A 24709-nucleotide genomic window follows, 5' to 3' on the forward strand; every position below is an offset into this window, starting at 1 on the left:
CCCGTACCGCACCACTCGCACTGCATCACTGGCATCGCCCACACCTGAGAGGTTCACCATGCGTCATGCACCCCGCGCCGCAGCTGCCCTGACCACCGGACTGATCGCCCTGACCGCCTGTGGCGGGGGAGGAGGGGAGGCCCAGGCGGGCGACTCCGGCCCCGGACGCGACACCGGCATGGAGACCGGCGCCCCGAACATCGCCGAGCAGCGCACCGCCCCCGCCGGGGAGGCCCCTGACCTGGCGGAACAGGTGGAGGCCGGCGATCTGCCGCCGCTGCAGGAGCGAGTGCCGGAGGAGGCCGTGACCCTGATGGGCAAGGACGGCGTCGGTCAGTACGGCGGCGAGATGCAGATGGCCATGCTCGACGCCGACGACGACTCGACCATCCGCCGCTACGCCGCATATGAGCCCCTGGTCCGCTGGGATGCCGACTGGTCCGATGAGCTGGCCCCCGGCGTTGCGAAGGAATGGGAGGTCTCGGAGGACGCCCGGACCTACACCTTCCACCTGGAGGAGGGGATCCGGTGGTCCGACGGCGTGCCCTTCACCGCCGATGATCTGGTCTTCGGCTACGAGGACGTCCTGATGAACGAGGAGCTGACCCCCGGTCCCACCGAATACCTGATGGACCCGGAGGGCAACTGGCCGGAGGTCACCGCCCTGGACGACCACACCGTGGAGCTGCAGTTCCAGGAACCTCACGGCCTGTTCCTGATGCAGCTGGCCCGCGCGGAGGAGGACGGCAAATTCCACCGCTTCCCGCGCCATTACCTGGAACAGTTCCACATCGACTACAACGACGACGCCGCGAGCCTCGCCGAGGAGGAGGGCTACGAGGGCTGGGCCGACATGTTCACCTCCAAGGGCTGGGTGACGTTGGGCACCGGCTTCGACGCCCGGTGGATGAACCCGGACCTTCCCCAGATCAACCCGTGGATCATCGAGACCCCGGCCTATGAGGGGACCCGGGTCACCGCAGTGCGCAACCCCTACTACTGGAAGGTGGACGAGGACGGCAATCAGCTGCCCTATGTGGACCGTCTGGTCTACGACGTCTTCGCGGACCAGGAGGTCATCGCCTTCCGCGCCGCGGCCGGAAACATCTCCTATCAGGACCGGCACTTCGACCACGACTTCCGCCCGCTGCTGGCCGAGTCCATGGAGGAGAACGGCTTCGGGCTGATCGACGTCACCTCCACAGACATGAACACCATGCTGTTCAGCTTCAACCACATCCACCCAGATGAGGAGATGCGAGAGATCTTCCAGGACGTGAACTTCAAAGCCGGGCTCTCCCATGCGATGGACCGCGAGGAGATCATCGAGCTGGTCTACTTCGGCCAGGGCGAACCGTCCCAGGCGGCGCCCCGAGAGGGCTCCCCGTACTATCACCAGGAGCTCGCGGAACAGTATCTCGAGCACGACGTCGAGCTCGCTGAAGAGTATCTGGATCAGGTGCTGCCGGAGAAGGACGAGCAGGGCCGCCGGCTCGACTCGGACGGCCGGCCCTTCACCTTCTCCGTGGACGTGGCCACCGACCGTTCGGTGGAACACGTCGATGCTCTGCAGCTGGTCCAGGAGCACTGGGCCGAGGTGGGCCTGACCTTGGAGATCAACTCTATGGACCGGGACCTGCGCAACGAGCGCCGCGACGCCGGGGAGTTCGACGTCTACGTCCGCGACGGATCGGCCGGTCTGCAGGACGCGATCCTGCGCCCTCACTGGTACATGCCCTACGGGGACTCCGGCGCCTACGCCTGGTCCTGGGGCTCCTACTTCCTCGACGGGGAGGATGCCGGAGAGGCCCCGCCCGAGGACTCCCTGGCCTGGGACCAGTGGGAGATCTATGAGGAGATTCTGGTCACCGGAGATCCGGAGGAGCAGGCCGAGCTCATGGAGGAGCTGCTGGACCTCTCCGCAGAGGCCTTCTGGACCATCGGCGTCTCCACCAGCCCCAACCGGGTCGGTGTGGTGGCCGACGGGCTGAACAACGCCCCGCATGAGCTCTACGAGGCCAGCGCCTTCCAGAACCCCGGTCCCGCCTACCCCGCCGTCTGGTGGTGGGAGGACCCTGAGTCCGCCGAGGCTGAGGACGAGGGGACCGTCCAGGACGAGGCGGAGGACGTCGACGTCGAACTGGAGCCTGACGACAGCTGATGCTGACCTACACTCTGCACCGGATCGGCTGGTCGCTGCTGACCATCTGGCTGATCTCCGTCGTCTGCTTCTTCATCATCCAAGCTCCGCCCGGAGACTTCGTCTCTGTGCTGATGGCCTCGGCGGAGGAGGATGGACGGCGTCTCTCCGCCGCCCAGGTGGAGGTGCTGCGGGACCGATACGCGTTGGACATGCCGTGGTACGGCCAGTACTGGGCGTGGATCAGCGGGATCGTCACCGAGGGCGACTTCGGCTACTCGTTCCGCTGGAACCGACCGGCCGCAGACGTGATCATGGAGCATCTGCCCTTCACCATCCTGCTGGCCGGGGGCTCCATGATCCTGACCTGGATCATCGCCTTCGCCATCGGCATCTACACCGCGGTGAAGCGGTACAGCCTGGGCGACTACTTCTTCACCTTCATGGGCTTCATCGGGCTCTCCGTGCCGAACTTCGTGCTGGCGCTGGTGTTCATGTACATCGCCTTCCGATATTTCGGCATGAGTGTGGGCGGGCTGTTCTCTCCGGAGTTCGTGGAGGCCGACTGGTCCCCGGCCAGAGCCTGGGACCTGCTGAAGAACCTGATCGTGCCGGCACTGATCATCGCCACCGCAGGAACTGCCGGACTGATCCGCATCACCCGGGCCAACCTCTCCGATGAGCTGGCCCAGCCCTACGTGGTCGCAGCCCGGGCCCGCGGCCAGCGGGAGAGTGTGCTGACCCTGCGCTACCCGGTGCGGGCAGCGATGAACCCCTTCATCTCCACTGTCGGCTACGCGATCCCCTCGGTGATCTCCGGGGAGATCATCGTCTCGCAGGTGCTCTCGCTGCCCACCACCGGCCCGGTCCTGCTGGGTGCGCTGCGCAACCAGGACATGTACCTCGCCGGCAGCTTCATCCTCATCCTCGGGGTGCTCACCGTGATCGGTACGGTGATCTCCGATCTGGTGCTGGCCTGGGCAGATCCACGGGTGCGCCGCCAACATTCAGGAGCCGCCGCATGAGCCGGAACCAGACCGTCGAGCTGAAGTCTGCGCGCTCGCTGATGTGGACCCGGTTCCGTCGGCACAGACTCGCCCACGTCTCGCTGTGGATCATCGTCGGGATCTACCTGGTCGCGCTGTTGGCCGATGTGATCGCACCGCGGCCCGCCGGGGACTACGACGTCGACCACCCCTACGCTCCGCCGCAGTCGATCACGCTGACCGATCCGGGGGACGGCCGCGGATTCGGGCTCTATGTCCACGGCTACACCCAGGAGTTCGACGAGGTCTCGTGGAACCGGGAGTACGTCACTGACGAGGAGGAGCTGCACAAGCTGGGCCTTTTCGTCCCCAGCGGCCACGACTACCGGTTCCTCGGACTCTTCGAGACCGACCGGAAGCTGCTCGCGCCGGAGGACGCCGATGCCCCCTTCTATCTGCTGGGCGCAGACTCCAACGGGCGGGACATCTTCTCCCGGGTGATCTATGGAACCCAGGTCTCGATGTCCATCGGGCTGATCGGCGTCGTGCTCTCCCTGGTGATCGGAGTGACGCTGGGGGCGCTCGCCGGTTTCTTCCGCGGACCGCTGGACACCGCCATCCAACGGATCACCGAGCTGTTCATGTCCATCCCCACGCTGCCGCTGTGGATGGCGCTGGCCGCGGCGCTGCCGCAGCACTGGAGTCCGCTGCAGGTCTACTTCGGGATCACCGTGCTGCTCTCGCTGATCGGCTGGACCTCGCTCTCCCGTGAGGTCCGCGGCCGGGTGCTGAGTCTGCGCAGCGAGGACTATGTGGTCTCCGCGCGGCTGGACGGGGCCAGCAGGTTCCGAGTGATCCGGCGCCACATCCTGCCCAGCCTGACCAGCCACATCATCGCCTCGGTGACGCTGGCCGTTCCGGCGATGATCCTGGCCGAGACCTCCCTGTCCTTCCTCGGTCTGGGGCTGCAGCCTCCGGTGGTCTCCTGGGGCGTGCTGCTGCAGGAGGCGCAGAACGTGCGCAGCGTGATCACCGCACCGTGGCTGCTGATCGTCCCCTCCGCCGCGGTGGTGATCGCCACATTGGCCCTGAACTTCCTCGGCGACGGACTGCGCGACGCCGCCGACCCCTATGGAGGTGCACGATGAGCATCCAGACCGGTGCTGCAGCAGCAGCCACGACGCCGACCGTCTCTGCGCTGGGCTCGGACGGGCAGGCCCCCGAGGTGCGTCAGCCGCCGCACCCTCTGCTGGAGGTCCGAGGGCTGCGGGTGGAGTTCCCCACCGATGAGGGTCTGGTGACCGCAGTGGACGGCGCCGATCTGAGCCTGCGGCCCAACCAGGTCCACGCGTTGGTGGGCGAGTCCGGCTCCGGCAAGTCCCAGACCGCCCGAGCCGCGCTGGGGCTGCTGGACCCTCCCGGCCGGATCGCCGGTGGGGAGATCCTCTTCCGTCCGCCCGGTGCTCAGCCGGTCGATCTGGCGGAGCTCAAGCCCCGAGGTGCGCGCATGCGGCGGGTCCGCGGCGGCGAGGTCGGCATGATCTTCCAGGAGCCGGCCCGCAGCCTCTCGCCCATGCACACGGTGGGCTTCCAGATCGCCGAAGCGATCCGGCTGCATCGTACGGTCGAAGGACGTCCATTGAGTCGCAGACAGGCCTGGGCAGAGGCGGTGGAGGCGCTGCGCGATGTGCAGATCCCGCGGGCCGAGTTGCGTGCCAAGTCCTATCCCTTCGAGCTCTCGGGCGGGATGCGGCAGCGGGCGATGATCGCGATCGCCCTGGCCGGCCGTCCGGATCTGTTGGTGGCCGATGAGCCCACCACCGCGCTGGATGTCACCACCCAGGCGCAGATCCTCCAGCTGCTGCGTGAGATCCGGCAGCAGCGCGATATGGGCATCCTCTTCATCACCCACGACCTGGGCGTGGTGGCTGAGATCGCCGATGAGGTCTCGGTGATGCGCCGCGGCCACGTGGTGGAGAGCCGAGCTGTCCACGAGCTCTTCGCCGCACCGGAGCATGAGTACACCCAGGTGCTGTTGGAGGCCACGCCCACGCTGCGCGCCGGAGCGGCCGAGCCGACGGTGCGCAGCGCCCTCGCGCAGGCTGATCCGCTGGTCTCGGTGCGGGATCTGACCCGTACCTTCTCCCTGAAGACCGGGACGCTCGGGATGGGCCGCAACCGGCTGAACGCCATCGACGGGGTGGATCTGGACATCTATCCAGGGGAGACGCTGGGCCTGGTGGGGGAATCGGGGTGTGGGAAGTCCACACTGGCCAAATGTCTGCTACGCGTGGAGAAGCCCAGCTCCGGGTCCATCCGGCACCGTCTGACGGAACAGAACATTCAACAGAACATTCAGGCGGGGGCTTCACAGGGCGCTGAAGCCGGCACTGAGGTAGCCTCGGCTCCGGAGTCCGCGCTGGGGGATTACCGCCGGCAGATCCGGATGGTGTTCCAAGACCCGTTCGCCTCCCTGAACCCACGGATGACCGTGGAACAGATCTTGGCTGAGCCGCTGCGCGGCCTGGGCCTCTCCGCCGATCAGCTGCACCAGCGCTTGGTGGAGCTGATCACCATGGTGGGCATGGAGCCTGCGCATCTGGCGCGGCATCCGCATGCCTTCTCCGGCGGGCAGCGTCAGCGGATCGGCATCGCCCGGGCGGTGGCCACCGACCCGCAGGTGCTGGTGGCCGATGAGGCGGTCTCTGCACTGGATGTCTCCGTGCGCGCACAGATCCTGGACCTGCTGGCACGGCTGCAGGAGGACCGGGGGCTGAGCTGCCTGTTCATCTCCCACGACATGTCCACGGTGGAGCATCTGGCCGACCGCGTCGCTGTCATGTACCTGGGCAGGATGGTGGAGGTGGCGCCGGCCGAGGAGCTCTTCGCCGCCCCCTCCCACCCGTATACCGAGACGCTGCTCTCTGCGGTGCCCATCGCGGACCCGGTGCGGCAGCGAGCCCGGGAGCAGGTGGAGATCACCGGCGAGCTGCCCGATCCGACGCAGCGGCCCGACGGCTGCCCCTTCCGCACCCGGTGCCGCTTCGCCCAGGAGATCTGTGCGACGGAGGCGCCGGCGCTGCGTGAGATCGCCCCGGGCCGGCGGAGCGCCTGCCACTTCGCCGAGGAGCTGGAGCTCAGCGGCGTGGTGAGGTGAGGCTCCGGCGTCGCAGGTCTCAGTCCCTCCGGGTCAGGGCGATCAGCTCCTGGACCTTCTGTGAGTCCAGCCCGGAGCCTGCGAAGCTGCTGATCCGTCCCAGTGGGAAGGACTCCATCATCCTCAGCATGCCCTCGGCGCTGAAGACGGAGTCATCGGCGCCGGCGGCCTGCTCCAGCTGCGAACGGATCATCGGGCCGGTGACCGGATGGGCCAGCGCATCGCCCAGTGTGGACTCCTCGCTCAGCGGCAGGGCGACCTCATCGCCGGGCAGCTCCACTGTGGTCTCCAGCCGCAGATCCCGGGAGCTGGCGCCCACGGCGACCGCATGGCGTCCACCTTCGACCACCCAGTCCTCGAGGCGGATGTCCCAATGGGCGAGGTCCTCCCGCGGCACGGTCAGCTCAACGGTGCGCGATTGCCCGGCCGCCAGCTCCACGGAGGCGAACGCCTTGAGCTCGCGCGGAGGCCGGGCCACGGAGGATTCCGGGCGGCCCACATAGACCTGGACGACTTCGCGCCCGCTGCGCTGACCGGAGTTGGTGATCTCAGCCCGCAGGTGCAGACCGGCGTCGTCGGCCTCGACTTCGAGGTCCGCGTAGTCGAACCGGGTGTAGCTCAGCCCGTGGCCGAAGGGGAAGGCCACCTCCATCTGCGGGCGTCGTACCACCGGTAGCCCACGAAGATCCCCTCGCCATAGCGCACGTGGCCGTGCTCACCCGGGAAGTTCAGGTAGGCCGGGGAGTCCGTCAGCCGCAGCGGGATGGTCTCGGCGAGCTTCCCCGAGGGGTTCGCCTCGCCGTAGAGCAGGTCAGCGGTGGCGGAGCCGCCAGCCTGACCCAGCAGCCAGGCGTCCAGGACGGCCGGAACACGAGGGGCGAACGGCAGCGTCACCACACCGCCGTGGGAGAGCACCACCACGGTGTTCGGATTGGCGGCGAGCACCGCATCCAGCACATCGAGCTGCTCGGCGGGCAGGTCGATGTGCTCCCGGTCGAAGCCCTCGGACTCGGTCTCAGCGGGAAGCCCCAGGAAGATGACGGCGACGTCGGCGCCGGCTGCGGTCTCAGCGGCGTCGCTGCGCAGCTGCTCGGCGCGGGTCTGCGGATGCGCTGTCGGGTCCTGCGCTGGTGAGTCCTGTGCTGTCCAGTCCTGGTCCGCGCCGGAGCCGGCGGGTTCCTCCCCGGGCAGGCGGAACCCGGGGGCGAAGCTGACCGGGCCCTGTGCGGCGTCGACGATGGCGCTGTAGGCGTCGTCGACGCGGATCGGATTGATCTGTGAGCTGCCGGCTCCTTGGAACCGCGGCTGACGGGCGAACTCACCGATCACCGCGACGGAGCTCTGCGGCGCCAGCGGCAGCAGCTGCTCATTCTTCAGCAGCACGGCCGAACGGGCGGCCGCCTCCCGGGCCAGTTCGTGGTGGGCACCGGTCTGAGCTGCCGCCTCGGTCGACGATGCGCCGGTGGCTGAGGCCTCAGCAGCGGAGCCGACGACGGCGGAGTCCTCAGCAGGGGAACCCTCCGGGACGGAACCCTCAGGCGCTCCCCGCAGCACCTGCTGGATCAGCCGGATGACCCGGACCGCGCAGTCATCCAGCACGGATTCCTCCAGCTCGCCGGAGCCCAGCGCCTCCAGCACCCGCTGGCGGCTGAGTCCGCCGGTGGTGGGCATCTCCAGGTCCAGGCCGGCCTGCAGCGCCTTGGCCCGGTCGGCCACGGCGAACCAGTCTGAGACGACCAGTCCCTCGAAGCCCCAGTCCTCGCGCAGCACTCCGGTGAGCAGCCAGTGGTTCTCCGAGGCGGAGGTGCCGTTGATCCGGTTGTAGGAGCTCATCACAGTCCATGGCTGAGCCTGTTTCACGGCCCGTTCGAAGCCGCGCAGATAGATCTCGCGCAGCGGGCGGGGATCCACGTCGCTGGAGCTGCGCATCCGGTCATGCTCCTGGTTGTTCGCGGCGAAATGCTTCAGCGAGGCACCCACGCCCCGACTCTGGATCCCCTCGGTCAGGGCGGCCGCCATCTCTCCTGAGACCAACGGATCTTCGGAGAGGTACTCGAAGTTGCGTCCGCAGAGCGGGGACCGCTTGATGTTCAGGCCCGGGCCCAGCACGACGCCGACCCCTTCGGCCTGTGCCTCGGCGCCGATGGCCTCGCCCACGCGGCGTGCCAGCTCGCGGTCGAAGGAGGAGCCCAATGCGACAGCCGGCGGGAAGCAGGTGGCCGGCACACTCTGCTCCAGGCCCAGGTGATCAGCGGCTCCGGCCTGCTTCCGCAGTCCGTGGGGACCGTCGGTGAGCATGATGGCGGGGACGTCCGGAGCCGAGCCGGAGCCGGAGATCTCCGCTGTGGTCCAGAATGTGGCGCCGGTGACCAGATCGGCCTTCTGCTCGACGGTCAGCCCGGAGACCACCTGGGCGGGATCGGCGGCGAGGAAGTCGTGGTGCCGGGTGTCAGCGGTGGTGGATTCAGCAGGCAAAGGAGCCTCCGTCGGCGTCGTCGGCGTGCAGGGGAGTGGGGAGCGGTCTTCGTCCGGCCCTCTCCTCGACGACTCTATGGCACTGGTGCCGGCCGCTCCAGTGCCTCGGCGCGGGGGAGCGGGCGCAGCTGAGCATGCTGAGGGAGGCTCGAATCGTGTACTCTCGTCGTGTCGTCTTTCACAGGCAGAGCAAGGCTTGCTAAGATCGCCGGCTCTCGTATAGTCTGTACCTTTGCGCTTCCCTTCTACTTTCGTGCCTTCAAATAGCGGTGGGCATCCTGGTGAGCGCATTTCCTACGGAAGCTACGAAGGTCTGTGGAAGGATCCCTCTTGGTCGCCTCGAGCACCTCAACTCAAACCGCTGCTTCGGCCCGTACCGCTGAATACGCCGGCCGACTCTCATTCGCAAAGATCCACGAGCCCCTCGATGTCCCGGAGCTGCTTGCTCTGCAGATCGACTCCTTCGACCGCCTCGTCGGCAACGAGCGCTGGGCCGCCCGTGTCGAGGAGGCGCGCCAGAAGGGCGTCAAGGGCGTCGCCGACACCTCCGGCCTGGCTGACATCTTCGAGGAGATGTCCCCCATCGAGGACTTCCAGGGCACGATGTCCCTGAGCTTCTCGGAGCCGGAGTTCGCCGACCCGAAGATGCCGGTCTCTGAGTGCAAGGAGCGGGACACCACCTACGCCGCTCCGCTGTACGTCAAGGCCGAGTTCATGAACCACAACACCGGCGAGATCAAGCAGCAGACGGTCTTCATGGGCGATTTCCCGCTCATGACCGACCGCGGCACCTTCATCATCAACGGCACTGAGCGTGTGGTCGTCTCCCAGCTGGTCCGCTCCCCGGGCGCCTACTTCGAGCGCAGCCCTGACAAGACCAGCGACAAGGACATCTACACCGCCAAGGTCATCCCCTCCCGCGGTGCCTGGTTCGAGCTGGAGATCGACAAGCGCGATCAGGTCGGTGTGCGCCTGGACCGTAAGCGCAAGCAGCCGGTCACCGCGCTGCTGAAGGCGCTGGGCTGGACCGAGTCCCGCATCCTGGAGGAGTTCGGCAACTACGACTCCATCCGCGCCACCCTGGAGAAGGACACCTTCGAGTCCCAGGACGACGCCCTGCTGGACATCTACCGCAAGCTGCGTCCGGGCGAGCCGCCGACGGTCGAGGCCGCTGAGCAGCTGCTGAAGGGCCTGTACTTCACCCCCAAGCGCTACGACCTCGCCAAGGTCGGCCGCTATAAGCTCAACCGCAAGCTGGGCGTGGACAAGGACTTCACCGACTCCGACGCCTCCGTCCTCACCGAAGAGGACATCACTGCGATGATCCACTACCTGTGCGCTCTGCACGCAGGTCAGGAGACCATCAAGGGTATCCGCGACGGCGAGGAGATCGAGCTCCCGATCAGCGTGGACGACATCGATCACTTCGGCAACCGTCGCATCCGCGCCGTGGGTGAGCTGATCGAGAACCAGGTCCGCACCGGTCTGTCCCGTATGGAGCGTGTCGTGCGTGAGCGCATGACCACCCAGGACGTGGAGGCCATCACTCCGCAGACCCTGATCAACATCCGTCCCGTGGTGGCCAGCATCAAGGAGTTCTTCGGAACCTCCCAGCTGTCCCAGTTCATGGACCAGAACAACCCGCTGGCCGGCCTGACGCATAAGCGTCGTCTCTCCGCGCTGGGCCCGGGCGGTCTCTCCCGCGACCGCGCCGGCATGGAGGTCCGTGACGTCCACCCGTCGCACTACGGCCGCATGTGCCCGATCGAGACCCCTGAGGGTCCGAACATCGGTCTGATCGGCTCGCTGGCGACCTACGGGCGCATCAACGCGTTCGGCTTCATCGAGACTCCGTACCGCAAGGTCGTCGACGGCAAGGTCACCGAGGAGATCGAGTACCTCACCGCCGACGATGAGCTGGCCGCCCAGATCGCTCAGGCCAACGCGCCGCTGAACGAGGACGGAAGCTTCGTCGAGGAGACCGTGCTGTGCCGTCAGCGCGGCGGTGAGGGTGAGCCCGTGCTCACCGTGGCCGAGGAGATCGACTACATGGACGTCTCCCCGCGCCAGATGGTGTCGGCGGCGACCGCTCTGATCCCGTTCCTCGAGCACGACGACGCCAACCGTGCACTCATGGGCGCGAACATGCAGCGTCAGGCAGTGCCGCTGCTGGAGTCCGAGTCCCCCGTGGTCGGCACCGGCATGGAGAAGTTCATCGCCGTCGACTCCGGCGACTCGGTCACCGCCGAGCAGCCGGGTGTGGTCACCAAGGTGGCCGCGGATCTGGTCACCGTCATGAACGACGACGGCACCCAGACCCACTTCCCGATCATGAAGTTCCAGCGCTCCAACCAGGGCAACGCGTACAACCAGCGTGTGCGTGTCTCCGAGGGCGACCGCGTGGAGCGTCAGAGCATCATCGCCGACGGCCCCTCCACCGAGGCCGGCGAGCTCGCGATCGGTAAGAACCTGCTGGTCGCGTTCATGTCCTGGGAGGGCCACAACTTCGAGGATGCGATCATCCTCTCCCAGCGCCTGGTTCAGGACGACGTCCTCACCTCCATCCACATCGAGGAGCACGAGGTCGACGCCCGCGACACCAAGCTGGGCGCCGAGGAGATCACCCGGGACATCCCGAACGTCTCCGACGAGATGCTCTCCCAGCTGGACGAGCGCGGCATCATCCACATCGGTGCCGAGGTCGAGGCCGGCGACATCCTGGTCGGCCGCGTCACGCCGAAGGGCGAGACCGAGCTGACCCCGGAGGAGCGCCTGCTGCGCGCCATCTTCGGTGAGAAGTCCCGCGAGGTCCGCGACACCTCTCTGAAGGTGCCCCACGGCGAGTCCGGAACCGTCATCGGTGTGCGTATCTTCGACGCCGAGGACGGCGACGAGCTGCCCCCGGGCGTGAACCAGATGGTCCGTGTCTACGTGGCTCAGAAGCGCAAGATCACCGACGGCGACAAGCTCGCCGGCCGCCACGGCAACAAGGGCGTCATCTCCCGGATCCTTCCGGTGGAGGACATGCCCTTCCTGCCCGACGGCACCCCGGTCGACGTCGTGCTGAACCCCATGGGTGTGCCCGGCCGTATGAACATCGGTCAGGTCATGGAGCTGCACCTGGGTTGGGCCGCCAAGCAGGGCTGGAAGATCGAGGGCGAGCCCGAGTGGCTCTCTGGGCTTCCGAATCTGCCGCGCGAGACCGGCCCGACCAAGGTCGCCACCCCGGTGTTCGACGGCGCCGAGCCGGAAGAGCTCACCGGCATCCTGGAGTCCACCAACCCGTCCCGCGACGGCGAGCAGCTGGTGGGCGCCAACGGCAAGGCCGACCTCATCGACGGCCGCTCCGGCGAGCCGTTCCCCGAGGGCGTCGCGGTCGGCTACATGTACATCCTGAAGCTGCACCACCTGGTGGACGACAAGATCCACGCCCGCTCCACCGGTCCGTACTCGATGATCACCCAGCAGCCGCTGGGCGGTAAGGCGCAGTTCGGCGGTCAGCGCTTCGGTGAGATGGAGGTGTGGGCCCTGGAGGCCTACGGCTCCGCCTACACCCTGCAGGAGCTGCTGACCATCAAGTCCGATGACATCCATGGCCGTGTGAAGGTCTACGAGGCCGTCGTCAAGGGCGAGAACATCCCGGAGCCCGGTGTTCCGGAGTCGTTCAAGGTCCTCATCAAGGAGATGCAGTCGCTCTGCCTGAACGTGGAGGTCCTCTCCGCCGACGGCAGCGCAGTCTCGATGCGTGACGCAGAGGAGACCGGCTTCAGCGCTGCTGAAGAGCTCGGCATCGACCTCTCCCGTGCAGAGCCCAGCAGTGTCGAAGAAGTTTGACGCACAGAGGTCTGATCGAACTCCTCGAGCGTGCGGCGCTCTTCACTGACGTCACGATTTTTTAGAGAAAAGAGAGATACAGGACTATGTCCCACGAATCCTCATTCGGAACGATGCGCATCGGTCTGGCCACCGGTGACGACATCCGCAGCTGGTCCCACGGTGAGGTCAAGAAGCCGGAGACCATCAACTACCGCACCCTGAAGCCGGAGAAGGACGGACTCTTCTGCGAGAAGATCTTCGGTCCCTCCCGCGACTGGGAGTGCTACTGCGGCAAGTACAAGCGCGTGCGCTTCAAGGGCATCATCTGTGAGCGCTGCGGCGTCGAGGTGACCCGTGCCAAGGTCCGCCGTGACCGCATGGGTCACATCCAGCTGGCCGCCCCGGTGACTCACATCTGGTACTTCAAGGGTGTTCCCTCCCGCCTGGGCTACCTGCTGGACCTGGCGCCGAAGGACCTCGAGAAGGTCATCTACTTCGCCGCCTACATGATCACCTCGGTGGACGAGGAGCGCCGTCACGAGGACCTGCCCAACCTGCAGGCCGAGATCGACCAGGAGCTCAAGGTCCTGGCCGACAACCGCGACGCCGACATCGCCGCCGTCTCCAAAGACCTCGAGGACGACCTCGAGCGTCTGGAGGCTGAGGGTGCCAAGGCCGCTGAGAAGAAGAAGGCCCGCGACACTGCCGATAAGCAGATGGCGCAGATCCGCAAGCGCGCCGACGCTGAGATCGAGCAGCTGGAGAAGGTCTGGGACCGCTTCAAGAACCTCACCGTCTCCCACTTGGAGGGCGACGAGGCGCTGTTCCGCGAGCTGCGTGCCCGCTACGGCCAGTACTTCGAGGGCTACATGGGTGCCGAGGCGATCCAGAAGCGCCTGGAGAACTTCGACATGGAGGCCGAGGCCGAGAACCTCCGCGAGATCATCGCCAACGGCAAGGGCCAGCGCAAGACCCGCGCCCTGAAGCGTCTGAAGGTGCTCAACGCCTTCCTGACCACCGGCAACTCGCCGGAGGGCATGGTGCTCGACGCCGTTCCGGTGATCCCGCCGGAGATCCGCCCGATGGTCCAGCTCGACGGCGGCCGCTTCGCGACCTCCGACCTGAACGACCTGTACCGCCGTGTGATCAACCGCAACAACCGCCTGAAGCGTCTGCTGGACCTGGGCGCGCCGGAGATCATCGTCAACAACGAGAAGCGCATGCTCCAGGAGTCTGTGGATTCGCTGTTCGACAACGGCCGCCGCGGCCGTCCGGTCACCGGTCCGGGCAACCGTCCGCTCAAGTCGCTCTCCGACATGCTCAAGGGCAAGCAGGGACGCTTCCGTCAGAACCTGCTCGGCAAGCGCGTCGACTACTCGGGCCGTTCGGTCATCGTGGTCGGCCCGCAGCTGGAGCTGCACCAGTGCGGTCTGCCCAAGCAGATGGCCCTGGAGCTGTTCAAGCCCTTCGTCATGAAGCGCCTGGTGGACCTGAACCACGCTCAGAACATCAAGTCCGCCAAGCGGATGGTGGAGCGCCAGCGTCCGCAGGTCTGGGACGTGCTCGAGGAGATCATCACCGAGCACCCGGTCCTGCTGAACCGTGCACCCACCCTGCACCGCCTCGGCATCCAGGCCTTCGAGCCGCAGCTGGTCGAGGGCAAGGCCCTGCAGCTGCACCCGCTGGTCTGCGGCGCGTTCAACGCGGACTTCGACGGTGACCAGATGGCGGTCCACCTGCCGCTGTCTCCGGAGGCCCAGGCCGAGGCACGCATCCTGATGCTGTCCTCGAACAACATTCTGAAGCCCTCGGACGGCCGCCCGGTGGCTCTGCCCTCGCAGGATATGATCATCGGTCTGCACCACCTGACCACTGAGCGCGAGGACGAGGTCGGCGCAGGCCGTGCCTTCTCCTCCGTGGGTGAGGCCCAGATGGCCTTCGACCTGCGGGAGCTGCACCTGAACGCCCCGGTGAAGATCACCGTGGAGGGCTTCGTGCCCTCCAAGGAGGTCCCCGCACCTGAGGGCTGGGAGGAAGGCACCCCGGTCACCCTGGACACCACGCTGGGCAAGGTGCTGTTCAACGAGCTGCTGCCGGCGGACTACCCGTGGCAGGACTCGGTGGCCGATAAGGGCGCCCTCTCGGCTCTGATCAATGATCTGGCCGAGCGCTACCCCACGGTGGCCACTGCGCGGACTCTGGACAACCTCAAGGATGCCGGCTTCTACTGGTCCACCCGTTCGGGCGTCACCGTCGCCATCAGCGACGTGACCTCGGACATGGACAAGAAGGTCATCATGGACTCCTACGAGGACCAGGCCGCCAAGGTCCAGTCCCAGTACGACCTGGGTCTGATCGGTGATGAGGAGCGCCGCTCCGAGCTCATCGAGATCTGGTCCAAGGCCACCGACGAGGTCGCCGGTGCGATGAAGGACGGCATGGACCGTCTGAACACCATCAACCGCATGGTCACCTCCGGTGCACGTGGTAACTGGCTGCAGGTCCGGCAGATCGCCGGAATCCGTGGCCTGGTGACCAACCCGAAGGGTGAGATCATCCCGCGTCCGATCAAGTCCTCCTACCGCGAGGGCCTGTCTGTGCTGGAGTACTTCATCGCGACCCACGGTGCTCGTAAGGGCCTGGCGGACACCGCGCTGAAGACCGCGAACTCGGGCTACCTGACCCGTCGTCTGGTGGACGTCTCGCAGGACGTCATCGTGCGCGAAGAGGACTGCGGCACCTCCCGCGGCCTCACCGTGCCGATCGCTGTGGCGGACGAGAACGGCGAGCTCAAGCTGCACGACGCCGTCGAGAACTCGGCCTACGCCCGCACCCTTGCTGTGGACGTCACCGCTGAGGACGGCACTGTGCTGGCCGAGGCCGGCTCCGACGTCGGAGATGTGCTCATCCAGAGCCTCTTCGAGTCCGGCGTCACCGAGATCAAGGTCCGCTCCGTGCTGACCTGTGAGTCCGCCGTCGGAACCTGCGCCCACTGCTACGGCCGCTCGCTGGCCACCGGCAAGCGCGTGGACATCGGTGAGGCCGTGGGCATCATCGCCGCACAGTCCATCGGTGAGCCCGGCACGCAGCTGACCATGCGTACCTTCCACACCGGTGGTATCGCCTCGGCTGACGACATCACCCAGGGTCTGCCCCGTATCCAGGAGCTCTTCGAGGCCCGTACTCCGAAGGGTGTGGCTCCGATCGCGGAGACCGCCGGTCGGGTGCGCATCGAGGAAGCTGATAAGCAGCTGCGCCTGGTGCTGACCCCGGATGACGGTTCCGAGGAGCAGGCCTACCCGGTGCTGCGCCGTGCCCGTCTGCTCGTCGAGGACGGCGAGCACGTCGAGGTCGGCCAGCAGCTGGTGGCCGGTGCGGTGGATCCCAAGCAGGTCCTCCGTGTGCTCGGCCCGCGGTCTGCGCAGAAGTTCCTGGTCTCCGAGGTCCAGGACGTCTACCAGTCCCAGGGCGTGGGCATCCACGACAAGCACGTGGAGGTCATCGTCCGTCAGATGCTGCGGCGCATCACCGTGATCGACTCCGGCGGCACCAACCTGCTGCCGGGTGAGCTCACCGACCGGTTCCGCTTCATCGCGGAGAACCGGAAGGCCGTGGCCGAGGGCGCACAGCCCGCATCCGGCCGTGACGAGCTCATGGGCATCACGAAGGCCTCGCTGGCCACCGACTCCTGGCTCTCGGCGGCCTCCTTCCAGGAGACCACCCGAGTCCTCACCCAGGCAGCGATGGAGGGCAAGTCCGATCCGCTGCTGGGCCTGAAGGAGAACGTGATCATCGGTAAGCTCATCCCGGCCGGCACCGGTCTGGACCGCTACACGCAGTCCAGTGTGGAGCCGACTGAGGAGGCCAAAGCCAACCTGTTCACCGGCCCGAGCCTCTACGGTTCGAGCTTCGACTACGCCGGTGCGGAGGGCGAGGGCGAGTTCCACGCCATCCCGCTGGATGACTACAACACCGATGTCGACTTCCGGTGATCGCCTGATCAGCGCGAGTCTCTGACTGAGGTCTGACGAAGGCCCGGGTCCTCTCTGCGGGGCCCGGGCCTTCTCGCATCTGCGGGCTCCCCGGCCCCACTCGTGGCTATGCCCACCACTTTTGGCGATGCCCACTCTACGTAGGTGTGGCATGGCCATTTCCCCTGGGCATAGACGGCCCTGACCGGAGCAGGCGCAGCCGCAGAGACTCTGGGACCTGCCGCTGCTCAGAGCGCCCGAGGACGTGACCGTCCGTGCCTCGCGACGCAGCAGAGCAGGCCGTGTGCCGGCACGCAGATCCGCAGCACCGAGTGGCGGCGCCAGGTCCTCAGCCGCAGGGCTGCTCGGCTTCGGTCTGCGGCGCTGGGCCACAGAACCTCTGCCTCAGGCCACCGGTGCGCCTGCCTCCATCCTCCGCGCGGCGCGTGGACCAGCACACGGGTACCGGGTGGAGGAGCTGATTCCAGTGCTCACCGACACCGTGCCGCGGATGAGCCGAGCGGCCGGCGTCGTGGTGTTGGATGCGGTCCTCGCCGGACCACGGCGTCCCGGAAGCCGCGGGAGCCTGGTGCAGCAGGCCGGGGGAGTGCCTCGTGACGTTCTGGCAGATCACGCCCAGCAGATGACGGTGAAGCGGCACCGCCGCCGGTTCTTGGACGCCCTCGACGCAGCCGATCAGCGCAGTGAGTCGGCGGGCGAGTCGCTGATGCGTGTGCTCATGAAGGACCTGGGCTTCGGCGTGCCCGCCCTGCAGGTTCCCATCACCGTCCGTGGCCGGACCTACTGGGCAGATGCCGAGTTCGAGGAGGCCGGCGTCGTGGTGGAGTTCGACGGGTTGCAGAAGTACCGCCGCGGGGGAGGCCCACTGAACAGGGCCGATGCGGCGCAGGCGGTGGTCGCGGAGAAGCGTCGAGAGGACGATATCCGCAGCACCGGACGGAGGATGGTGCGGTTCGTATGGGATGACCTCAACAGCCTCGCGACCATCGAGGCGGCGCTGCTCCGTGCCTGCGTTCCGCAGAAGTGAGCTTGACCGGCGGCGGGCCGCGTCTGCATGGTGTTCCTGTCCGTGCATGCCCAGGCCCGGGGATGCACGCGCAGAAGGTGCATGCACAGGCGTATCCAGGCCGCCCTCTCGCATGACGCGCCGCGACCTGCTACAGTTGATTCGATTGTTTCTGTGTGGCAGAGGGACTCGGTCCGGGTTGCGGGGAAGTTGCGCAACGAATGCCACATTTTTGCACGCCTAGGGGCCCTTCCCGCGGAGTGTGCGAGAACTGATCGCCCGCGGGGAGACTGCCAGAGGCCCGGCCTCGAACATCACCCCTGAACCACGTATGGAGAACGCATAGTGCCTACTATTCAGCAGCTGGTGCGCAAGGGCCGCTCGCCCAAGCGCGCGAAGAACGCAACCCCTGCTCTGCAGGGTTCCCCGATGCGTCGTGGCGTGTGCACCCGTGTGTACACCACGACCCCCAAGAAGCCGAACTCCGCACTCCGTAAGGTCGCCCGTGTGCGCCTCGGCGGCGGCGTCGAGGTCACCGCCTACATCCCGGGCGAGGGTCACAACCTGCAGGAGCACTCCATCGTGCTCGTGCGCGGCGGCCGTGTGAAGGACCTTCCCGGTGTCCGGTACAAGATCGTCCGCGGCGCCCTCGACACCCAGGGTGTCAAGGGCCGTGGCCAGGCCCGCTCCCGCTACGGTGCGAAGAAGGAGAAGAAGTAATGCCTCGTAAGGGACCCGCTCCTAAGCGCCCTCTCGTCCAGGACCCCGTCCACGGCTCCCCGCTGGTCACCCAGCTGATCAACAAGGTGCTCGTCGACGGCAAGAAGTCCACCGCTGAGCGCATCGTCTACGGTGCTCTCGACGGCGTGGCTCAGAAGACCGGCGAGAACGCAGTCGACACCCTCAAGACCGCGATGGACAACATCCGTCCCGCTCTCGAGGTCCGCTCCCGCCGCGTCGGCGGTGCCACCTACCAGGTGCCCGTCGAGGTCAAGCCCGGACGCGCCACCGCGCTGGCCCTGCGCTGGCTGGTCGGCTACTCCAAGGACCGCCGCGAGAAGACGATGACCGATCGTCTGATGAACGAGATCCTCGACGCCTCCAACGGCCTGGGTGCCGCTGTGAAGCGCCGCGAGGACACTCACAAGATGGCCGAGTCCAACAAGGCCTTCGCCCACTACCGCTGGTAGTCCCTGTCGTCGCCCGTGCAGACCTGACCAGGCTGCACGGGCTTCCGACGTCAGGAACCCCCTGTGACCTTCCTAGGTCGAGGGACCTTTTCGGAGTAACCTGAAGACCGAGAAAAACCGCTTATTTAAGGGGATTCACCGTGGCACAAGACGTGCTCACCGACCTGAACAAGGTCCGCAACATCGGCATCATGGCTCACATCGATGCCGGTAAGACCACCACCACCGAACGCATCCTGTTCTACACCGGCCTGAACCACAAGATCGGTGAGACTCACGATGGTGCCTCGACGACGGACTGGATGGAACAGGAGAAGGAGCGCGGCATCACCATCACCTCCGCCGCGGTGACCTCCTTCTGGGAGAACAACCAGATCAACATCATCGACACCCCCGGCCACGTCGACTTCACCGTCGAGGTCGAGCGCTCCCTGCGCGTGCTCGACGGCGCCGTCGCCGTCTTCGACGCCAAGGAGGGTGTGGAGCCGCAGTCCGAGACGGTGTGGCGCCAGGCCGACAAGTACAACGTCCCGCGCATCTGCTTCGTCAACAAGATGGACAAGCTGGGCGCTGACTTCTACTTCACCCTGGACACCATCAAGGAGCGCCTGGGCGCCAAGCCGCTGGTGATGCAGCTGCCCATCGGCTCCGAGTCCGACTTCGTCGGCGTCGTGGACCTGCTCTCCATGAAGGCCCTGGTGTGGCCCGGCGACGCCAAGGGCGACGTCACCATGGGTGCCGCCTACGAGACCCAGGAGATCCCTGAGGACCTCAAGGAGCGCGCTGAGCAGTACCGCGACGAGCTCATCGAGAACGTGGCCGAGGCCGACGAGGAGCTCATGGAGAAGTACCTCGGCGGCGAGGAGCTCACCGTCGACGAGCTCAAGAAGGGCATCCGTGCCCTGACCGTCGCCGGCGAGGCCTACCCCGTGTTCTGCGGCTCCGCCTTCAAGAACCGCGGTGTCCAGCCCATGCTCGACGCCGTGGTGGACTACCTGCCCTCCCCGGCAGACATCTCCTCCATGGAGGGCCACGCACCGGGCAACGAGGACGAGATCCTCACCCGTAAGCCCTCCAAGGCTGACCCGTTCTCCGCTCTGGTCTTCAAGATCGCGTCGCACCCGTTCTTCGGTCAGCTGACGTTCATCCGCGTGTACTCGGGCAACCTGTCCTCGGGCACGCAGATCCTGAACTCCACCAAGGGCAAGAAGGAGCGCATCGGAAAGCTCTTCCAGATGCACGCCAACAAGGAGAACCCGGTGGAGGAGGTCCAGGCGGGCCACATCTACGCGGTCATCGGCCTGAAGGACGTCACCACCGGTGACACCCTCTCCAGCCTCGACGCCCCGATCGTCCTGGAGTCCATGAGCTTCCCGGAGCCGGTCATCAACGTGGCGATCGAGCCCAAGTCCAAGGGCGACCAGGAGAAGCTGTCCACCGCCATCCAGAAGCTGGTGGCTGAGGACCCGACCTTCACCGTCTCCCTGGATGAGGAGACCGGCCAGACCGTCATCGGCGGTATGGGCGAGCTGCACCTCGACGTCTTCGTGGACCGCATGAAGCGCGAGTTCAAGGTGGAGGCGAACGTCGGCAAGCCGCAGGTGGCCTACCGCGAGACCATTCGCCAGAAGGTCACCGACGTCGACTACACCCACAAGAAGCAGACCGGTGGCTCCGGTCAGTTCGCAAAGGTCATCCTCGACTTCGAGCCTCTCGAGGTGCAGGGTGCCGATGACGAGATGTACGAGTTCGAGAACGCCGTCACCGGCGGCCGCATCCCGCGCGAGTACATCCCGTCCGTGGACGCCGGCATCCATGACGCCATGCAGCTCGGCATCCTGGCCGGCTACCCGCTGGTCGGCGTCAAGGCCACCCTGAAGGATGGCCAGTACCACGACGTCGACTCCTCCGAGATGGCGTTCAAGCTCGCCGGCTCGCAGGCCTTCAAGGAGGGTGCGAAGCGCGCCAAGCCGGTGCTGCTCGAGCCCACGATGGCCGTCGAGGTCCGTACTCCCGAGGAGTACATGGGCGACGTCATCGGTGACCTGAACTCCCGCCGCGGCCAGATCCAGTCCATGGAGGACGCCGCAGGTGTGAAGGTCGTCAAGGCCTCCGTGCCGCTGTCGGAGATGTTCGGCTACATCGGTGAGCTGCGTTCGCGCACTCAGGGACGTGCCGTCTTCACCATGACCTTCGACTCCTACGCTGAGGTGCCGAAGGCTGTGGCCGAGGAGATCATCGAGAAGAACCGCGGCGAGTGAGCGGCACGCTCATTCCCGTCTGATTTCCCCAAACAAACACCCACTTAGTAGACTTGCGAGAGTTTCAGCCTCGACACCCGTGCGGCTGAAGTAAGTCTTCTGACCTGAACAAGTTCTATAGGAGGAACCTGTGGCCAAGGCAAAGTTCGAGCGGAGCAAGCCGCACCTCAACATCGGCACCATCGGTCACGTCGACCACGGCAAGACCACCCTGACTGCCGCCATCTCCAAGGTCCTGGGCGACAAGTACCCGGACCTGAACGACCAGCGTGACTTCGCGTCCATCGACAACGCTCCTGAGGAGCGCGAGCGCGGCATCACGATCAACGTCTCCCACGTGGAGTACCAGACCGAGGCGCGTCACTACGCACACGTCGACGCTCCCGGTCACGCTGACTACGTGAAGAACATGATCACCGGTGCTGCTCAGATGGACGGTGCGATCCTCGTGGTCGCCGCCACCGACGGCCCGATGGCACAGACCCGCGAGCACGTGCTGCTGGCACGCCAGGTCGGCGTCCCGGCACTGCTGGTGGCTCTGAACAAGTCCGACATGGTCGAGGATGAGGAGCTGCTGGACCTCGTCGAGATGGAGGTCCGCGAGCTGCTGTCCGAGCAGGAGTTCGACGGCGACAACGCGCCGGTCATCCGCACCTCCGGCCTGAAGGCCCTCGAGGGCGACGCCGAGTGGGTCAAGACCGTCGAGGACCTGATGGAGGCTGTCGACAGCTTCATCCCCGAGCCGGAGCGTGACAAGGACAAGCCGTTCCTCATGCCCATCGAGGACGTCTTCACCATCACCGGTCGCGGCACTGTCGTCACCGGTCGCGCCGAGCGCGGTACGCTGAAGATCAACTCCGACATCGAGATCCTCGGCATCCGTGAGAAGCAGAAGACCACCGTGACCGGTATCGAGATGTTCCACAAGCAGCTCGACGAAGCATGGGCCGGCGAGAACTGCGGTCTGCTGCTTCGCGGTCTGAAGCGTGACGACGTTGAGCGCGGCCAGGTCGTGGCAGCCCCCGGCTCCATCACCCCGCACACCAACTTCGAGGCGAACGTCTACATCCTGTCCAAGGATGAGGGCGGCCGCCACAACCCCTTCTACACCAACTACCGTCCGCAGTTCTACTTCCGGACCACTGACGTGACTGGCGTCATCGACCTGCCGGAGGGCACCGAGATGGTCATGCCCGGTGACAACACCGAGATGACCGTTGAGCTCATCCAGCCGATCGCAATGGAGGAGGGCCTCGGCTTCGCCATCCGTGAGGGTGGCCGCACCGTGGGCTCGGGCAAGGTCACCAAGATCATCAAGTGATGATTCTGGGCTCCTAGCCAGCCTCGTTATCACGAACGCCCCCGACGCTTTGCGTCGGGGGCGTTCGTGTGTCAGAATAGACAAGTTGTTCACGCAGAGGTATGTCCTTTCTGGCGTCCTGCGTGAGCTCAGAGACCACCACATCGAAGCCGGCACACCGCGGGTGTACTGCTGTGCGCAGAACTGTTCTGCTCATCTAAGCGACACGCCCGACCGCGGGGGCCGGTCACCGGAAGGGTGAGGAACCCACTGCGGGCCACGCGGCCCCAGCGGATTCACTCTCTCGGGCAGCCCATAACAGCAGAAGGTCCCCACTGTGGAAGACGCCTTTCTGTGAGTTCGCGAGGACTCGCGTCAACGGGCTGCGACGAATGACGAGACGAACCATGAACAGAGAGGCTTGTCGCCATGGCGGGACAGAAAATCCGCATCCGGCTGAAGTCCTATGACCACGAGGTCATCGACACTTCGGCCCGGAAGATCGTCGACACGGTCACGCGTGCAGGTGCAACGGTCGTCGGCCCCGTGCCGCTTCCCACCGAGAAGAACGTGTACGCCGTGATCCGTTCTCCCCACAAGTACAAGGACAGCCGCGAGCACTTTGAGATGCGCACCCACAAGCGCCTCATCGACATCGTGGACCCGACGCCGAAGGCCGTCGACTCGCTGATGCGTCTCGACCTGCCTGCTGACGTCAACATCGAGATCAAGCTCTGAAGCAGGGAGGTGCTGAGAGACTATGACCACCATTTCCCGCGTTGAACTGAACGTCAAGGGACTGCTGGGCACGAAGCTCGGCATGACCCAGGTCTGGGACGAGGACAACACCCTCATCCCGGTCACTGTCGTGCAGGCCGATTCCAACGTCGTCACCCAGATCCGCAACAGCGAGACCGACGGCTACAGCGCCGTCCAGATCGGCTACGGCCAGATCGATCCTCGCAAGGTCACCAAGCCGCTGGCCGGACACTTCGAGAAGGCAGGCGTGACCCCGCGTCGCCATGTCGTCGAGGTCCGCACCGCTGACGCCTCCGAGTACGAGCTCGGCCAGGACCTGACCGTCGAGGCCTTCGAGGGCGGACAGAAGGTCGACGTCATCGGCAAGACCAAGGGCAAGGGCTTCGCCGGCGTCATGAAGCGTCACGGCTTCGCCGGTGTGGGCGCTTCCCACGGCCAGCACAAGAACCACCGCAAGCCGGGTGCCATCGGTGGCGCAGCCACCCCGGGCCGCGTCTTCAAGGGTGTGCGCATGGCCGGCCGCATGGGCAACAACCGCCAGACCACGCAGAACCTCACCGTTCACGCAGTGGACGCCGAGAAGAACCTGCTGCTCATCAAGGGCGCCGTTCCCGGTGCTCGCGGCCAGGTCGTCCTGGTCCGCACCGCAGTGAAGGGAGCATGATCCACATGGCCAACAAGGTTTCCGTCGACCTCCCCGCAGAGGTCTTCGACGCCAACACCAACGTCTCGCTGATCCACCAGGTCGTCGTGGCGCAGCAGGCCGCAGCCCGTCAGGGCACCCACAAGGCCAAGACCCGTTCCGAGGTCTCGGGCACCGGGACCAAGCCGTTCCGCCAGAAGGGCACCGGCCGCGCACGTCAGGGCTCCATGAAGGCCCCGCACATGATCGGCGGCGGCATTGTCCACGGCCCGGTCCCGCGCAGCTACGGCCAGAAGACCCCGAAGAAGATGAAGGCCGCCGCCCTGCGTGGTGCCCTCTCCGATCGGGCTCGCAACGGTCGCGTCCACGTGGTCGACGCACTGGTCTCCGGTGCTCCGTCCACCAAGGCCGCCAAGGACGCACTGGCCGGCCTGGGCAGCGCGAACCGCAACTGGCTGGTCGTGATCGACCGCAGCGACGACGCCGCAGCGCTGTCGACCCGCAACCTGCCGACCGTCCACACTCTCTACGCCGACCAGCTGAACACCTACGACGTCATCGTCTCCGACGACGTCGTGTTCACCCAGGCCGGCTACGACGCCTTCCTCGCCCACGCTGCTGGTGCTGGGAAGCGCATCAACACCGAGGAGGAGTCCAAGTGAGCGTCCTGACTGAAAAGGATCCGCGGGACGTGGTCATCGCGCCGGTCGTCTCGGAGAAGTCCTACGCCAACATCGATGAGGGCAAGTACACCTTCCTCGTCGACCCGAAGGCCACCAAGTCCGAGATCAAGTACGCGGTGGAGAAGATCTTCTCCGTCAAGGTCGACTCGGTCAACACCATCAACCGCCCGGGCAAGCGGAAGCGCACTCGCTTCGGCTGGGGTTCGCGCAACGCCACCAAGCGTGCGATCGTGACCCTCAAAGAGGGCTTCAACATTGACATCTTCGGAGGTCCGGTCGGCTGAAGCCGGTCGGAGACCAC

The 24709-nt window shown here is 66.2% G+C and carries 17 protein-coding genes; 15 read left to right on the plus strand and 2 right to left on the minus strand.

Annotation, left to right across the window (positions count from 1 at the left end):
• Positions 1-58: 58 nt before the first annotated feature.
• Genes JOF45_RS00980 through JOF45_RS00995 form a run of 4 tightly spaced genes read left to right on the plus strand, consistent with a single transcriptional unit; the run spans position 59 to position 6283 of the window.
• Complete coding sequence (locus JOF45_RS00980; RefSeq protein WP_210047380.1) at positions 59-2161, plus strand: ABC transporter substrate-binding protein; 2103 nt, start codon at positions 59-61, stop codon at positions 2159-2161.
• The gene (locus tag JOF45_RS00985) at positions 2161-3165 is read left to right on the plus strand and encodes an ABC transporter permease (protein ID WP_210047381.1); all 1005 of its coding nucleotides are present in this window, start codon (positions 2161-2163) and stop codon (positions 3163-3165) included. Before JOF45_RS00980 ends, JOF45_RS00985 begins: the two co-directional genes overlap by 1 nt.
• Entirely contained in the window at positions 3162-4274 is a 1113-nt protein-coding gene (locus tag JOF45_RS00990; protein ID WP_210047382.1) for an ABC transporter permease, read from the plus strand. Before JOF45_RS00985 ends, JOF45_RS00990 begins: the two co-directional genes overlap by 4 nt.
• Positions 4271-6283: a dipeptide ABC transporter ATP-binding protein gene (locus tag JOF45_RS00995; RefSeq protein WP_210047383.1), complete on the plus strand. Its 2013-nt coding sequence runs from the start codon at positions 4271-4273 to the stop codon at positions 6281-6283. Before JOF45_RS00990 ends, JOF45_RS00995 begins: the two co-directional genes overlap by 4 nt.
• A 19-nt stretch (positions 6284-6302) precedes the next feature.
• Here JOF45_RS00995 and JOF45_RS13570 read toward each other — a convergent pair whose 3' ends face one another.
• Positions 6303-6935, minus strand: coding sequence for a fibronectin type III-like domain-contianing protein (locus tag JOF45_RS13570; RefSeq protein ID WP_342591359.1), 633 nt, complete (start codon positions 6933-6935; stop codon positions 6303-6305).
• Positions 6902-8758, minus strand: coding sequence for a glycoside hydrolase family 3 C-terminal domain-containing protein (locus tag JOF45_RS01000; RefSeq protein ID WP_342591360.1), 1857 nt, complete (start codon positions 8756-8758; stop codon positions 6902-6904). Before JOF45_RS01000 ends, JOF45_RS13570 begins: the two co-directional genes overlap by 34 nt.
• Before the next feature lie 330 nt (positions 8759-9088).
• On the opposite strand from JOF45_RS01000, the gene rpoB reads away from it, so the two are divergent.
• The 11 genes from rpoB (at position 9089) to rplW (ending at position 24692) form a co-directional block, all read left to right on the plus strand.
• Positions 9089-12592 (plus strand): DNA-directed RNA polymerase subunit beta, encoded by a 3504-nt coding sequence (gene rpoB, locus JOF45_RS01005; RefSeq protein ID WP_210047384.1) that lies wholly within the window; start codon positions 9089-9091, stop codon positions 12590-12592.
• 86 nt (positions 12593-12678) lie between these two features.
• A complete protein-coding gene (locus JOF45_RS01010; protein WP_210047385.1) occupies positions 12679-16566 on the plus strand; it encodes a DNA-directed RNA polymerase subunit beta' in 3888 nt (1295 codons plus the stop codon).
• Between the two features lie 466 nt (positions 16567-17032).
• Positions 17033-17593, plus strand: coding sequence for a hypothetical protein (locus JOF45_RS01015; protein ID WP_210047386.1), 561 nt, complete (start codon positions 17033-17035; stop codon positions 17591-17593).
• Positions 17594-17917: 324 nt separating this feature from the next.
• A complete protein-coding gene (gene rpsL / locus JOF45_RS01020) occupies positions 17918-18292 on the plus strand; it encodes a 30S ribosomal protein S12 (protein WP_188684508.1) in 375 nt (124 codons plus the stop codon).
• Positions 18292-18762: a 30S ribosomal protein S7 gene (gene rpsG, locus JOF45_RS01025; protein ID WP_210047387.1), complete on the plus strand. Its 471-nt coding sequence runs from the start codon at positions 18292-18294 to the stop codon at positions 18760-18762. Before rpsL ends, rpsG begins: the two co-directional genes overlap by 1 nt.
• Positions 18763-18902: 140 nt before the next feature.
• Positions 18903-21023, plus strand: coding sequence for an elongation factor G (gene fusA, locus JOF45_RS01030; RefSeq protein ID WP_210047388.1), 2121 nt, complete (start codon positions 18903-18905; stop codon positions 21021-21023).
• Positions 21024-21153: 130 nt separating this feature from the next.
• Entirely contained in the window at positions 21154-22344 is a 1191-nt protein-coding gene (tuf, locus tag JOF45_RS01035; RefSeq protein WP_210047389.1) for an elongation factor Tu, read from the plus strand.
• 408 nt (positions 22345-22752) lie between these two features.
• Positions 22753-23061 carry a 30S ribosomal protein S10 gene (gene rpsJ / locus JOF45_RS01040; RefSeq protein ID WP_022871716.1) on the plus strand — a complete coding sequence of 103 codons (309 nt, stop codon included), beginning with the start codon at positions 22753-22755 and terminating at the stop codon, positions 23059-23061.
• Positions 23062-23083: 22 nt separating this feature from the next.
• Positions 23084-23746, plus strand: coding sequence for a 50S ribosomal protein L3 (gene rplC / locus JOF45_RS01045; RefSeq protein WP_210047390.1), 663 nt, complete (start codon positions 23084-23086; stop codon positions 23744-23746).
• Between the two features lie 5 nt (positions 23747-23751).
• Positions 23752-24387: a 50S ribosomal protein L4 gene (gene rplD / locus JOF45_RS01050; protein ID WP_210047391.1), complete on the plus strand. Its 636-nt coding sequence runs from the start codon at positions 23752-23754 to the stop codon at positions 24385-24387.
• Positions 24384-24692: a 50S ribosomal protein L23 gene (rplW, locus tag JOF45_RS01055; protein WP_210047392.1), complete on the plus strand. Its 309-nt coding sequence runs from the start codon at positions 24384-24386 to the stop codon at positions 24690-24692. Before rplD ends, rplW begins: the two co-directional genes overlap by 4 nt.
• Positions 24693-24709: the final 17 nt, after the last annotated feature.

The sequence above is a fragment of the Nesterenkonia lacusekhoensis genome, assembly GCF_017876395.1.
Lineage (GTDB): Bacteria > Actinomycetota > Actinomycetes > Actinomycetales > Micrococcaceae > Nesterenkonia > Nesterenkonia lacusekhoensis.

Excerpts from the sequence above, each read along its gene's own strand:
- rpsG (WP_210047387.1), top strand. The coding sequence starts at position 18,292 with ATGCCTCGTAAGGGACCCGCTCCTAAGCGCCCTCTCGTCCAGGACCCC.
- JOF45_RS00980 (WP_210047380.1), top strand. The coding sequence starts at position 59 with ATGCGTCATGCACCCCGCGCCGCAGCTGCCCTGACCACCGGACTGATC.
- JOF45_RS00985 (WP_210047381.1), top strand. The coding sequence starts at position 2,161 with ATGCTGACCTACACTCTGCACCGGATCGGCTGGTCGCTGCTGACCATC.
- JOF45_RS00995 (WP_210047383.1), top strand. The coding sequence starts at position 4,271 with ATGAGCATCCAGACCGGTGCTGCAGCAGCAGCCACGACGCCGACCGTC.
- JOF45_RS01010 (WP_210047385.1), top strand. The coding sequence starts at position 12,679 with ATGTCCCACGAATCCTCATTCGGAACGATGCGCATCGGTCTGGCCACC.
- JOF45_RS13570 (WP_342591359.1), bottom strand. The coding sequence starts at position 6,935 with ATGGAGGTGGCCTTCCCCTTCGGCCACGGGCTGAGCTACACCCGGTTC.
- JOF45_RS00990 (WP_210047382.1), top strand. The coding sequence starts at position 3,162 with ATGAGCCGGAACCAGACCGTCGAGCTGAAGTCTGCGCGCTCGCTGATG.
- rpsJ (WP_022871716.1), top strand. The coding sequence starts at position 22,753 with ATGGCGGGACAGAAAATCCGCATCCGGCTGAAGTCCTATGACCACGAG.
- rplD (WP_210047391.1), top strand. The coding sequence starts at position 23,752 with ATGGCCAACAAGGTTTCCGTCGACCTCCCCGCAGAGGTCTTCGACGCC.
- rplC (WP_210047390.1), top strand. The coding sequence starts at position 23,084 with ATGACCACCATTTCCCGCGTTGAACTGAACGTCAAGGGACTGCTGGGC.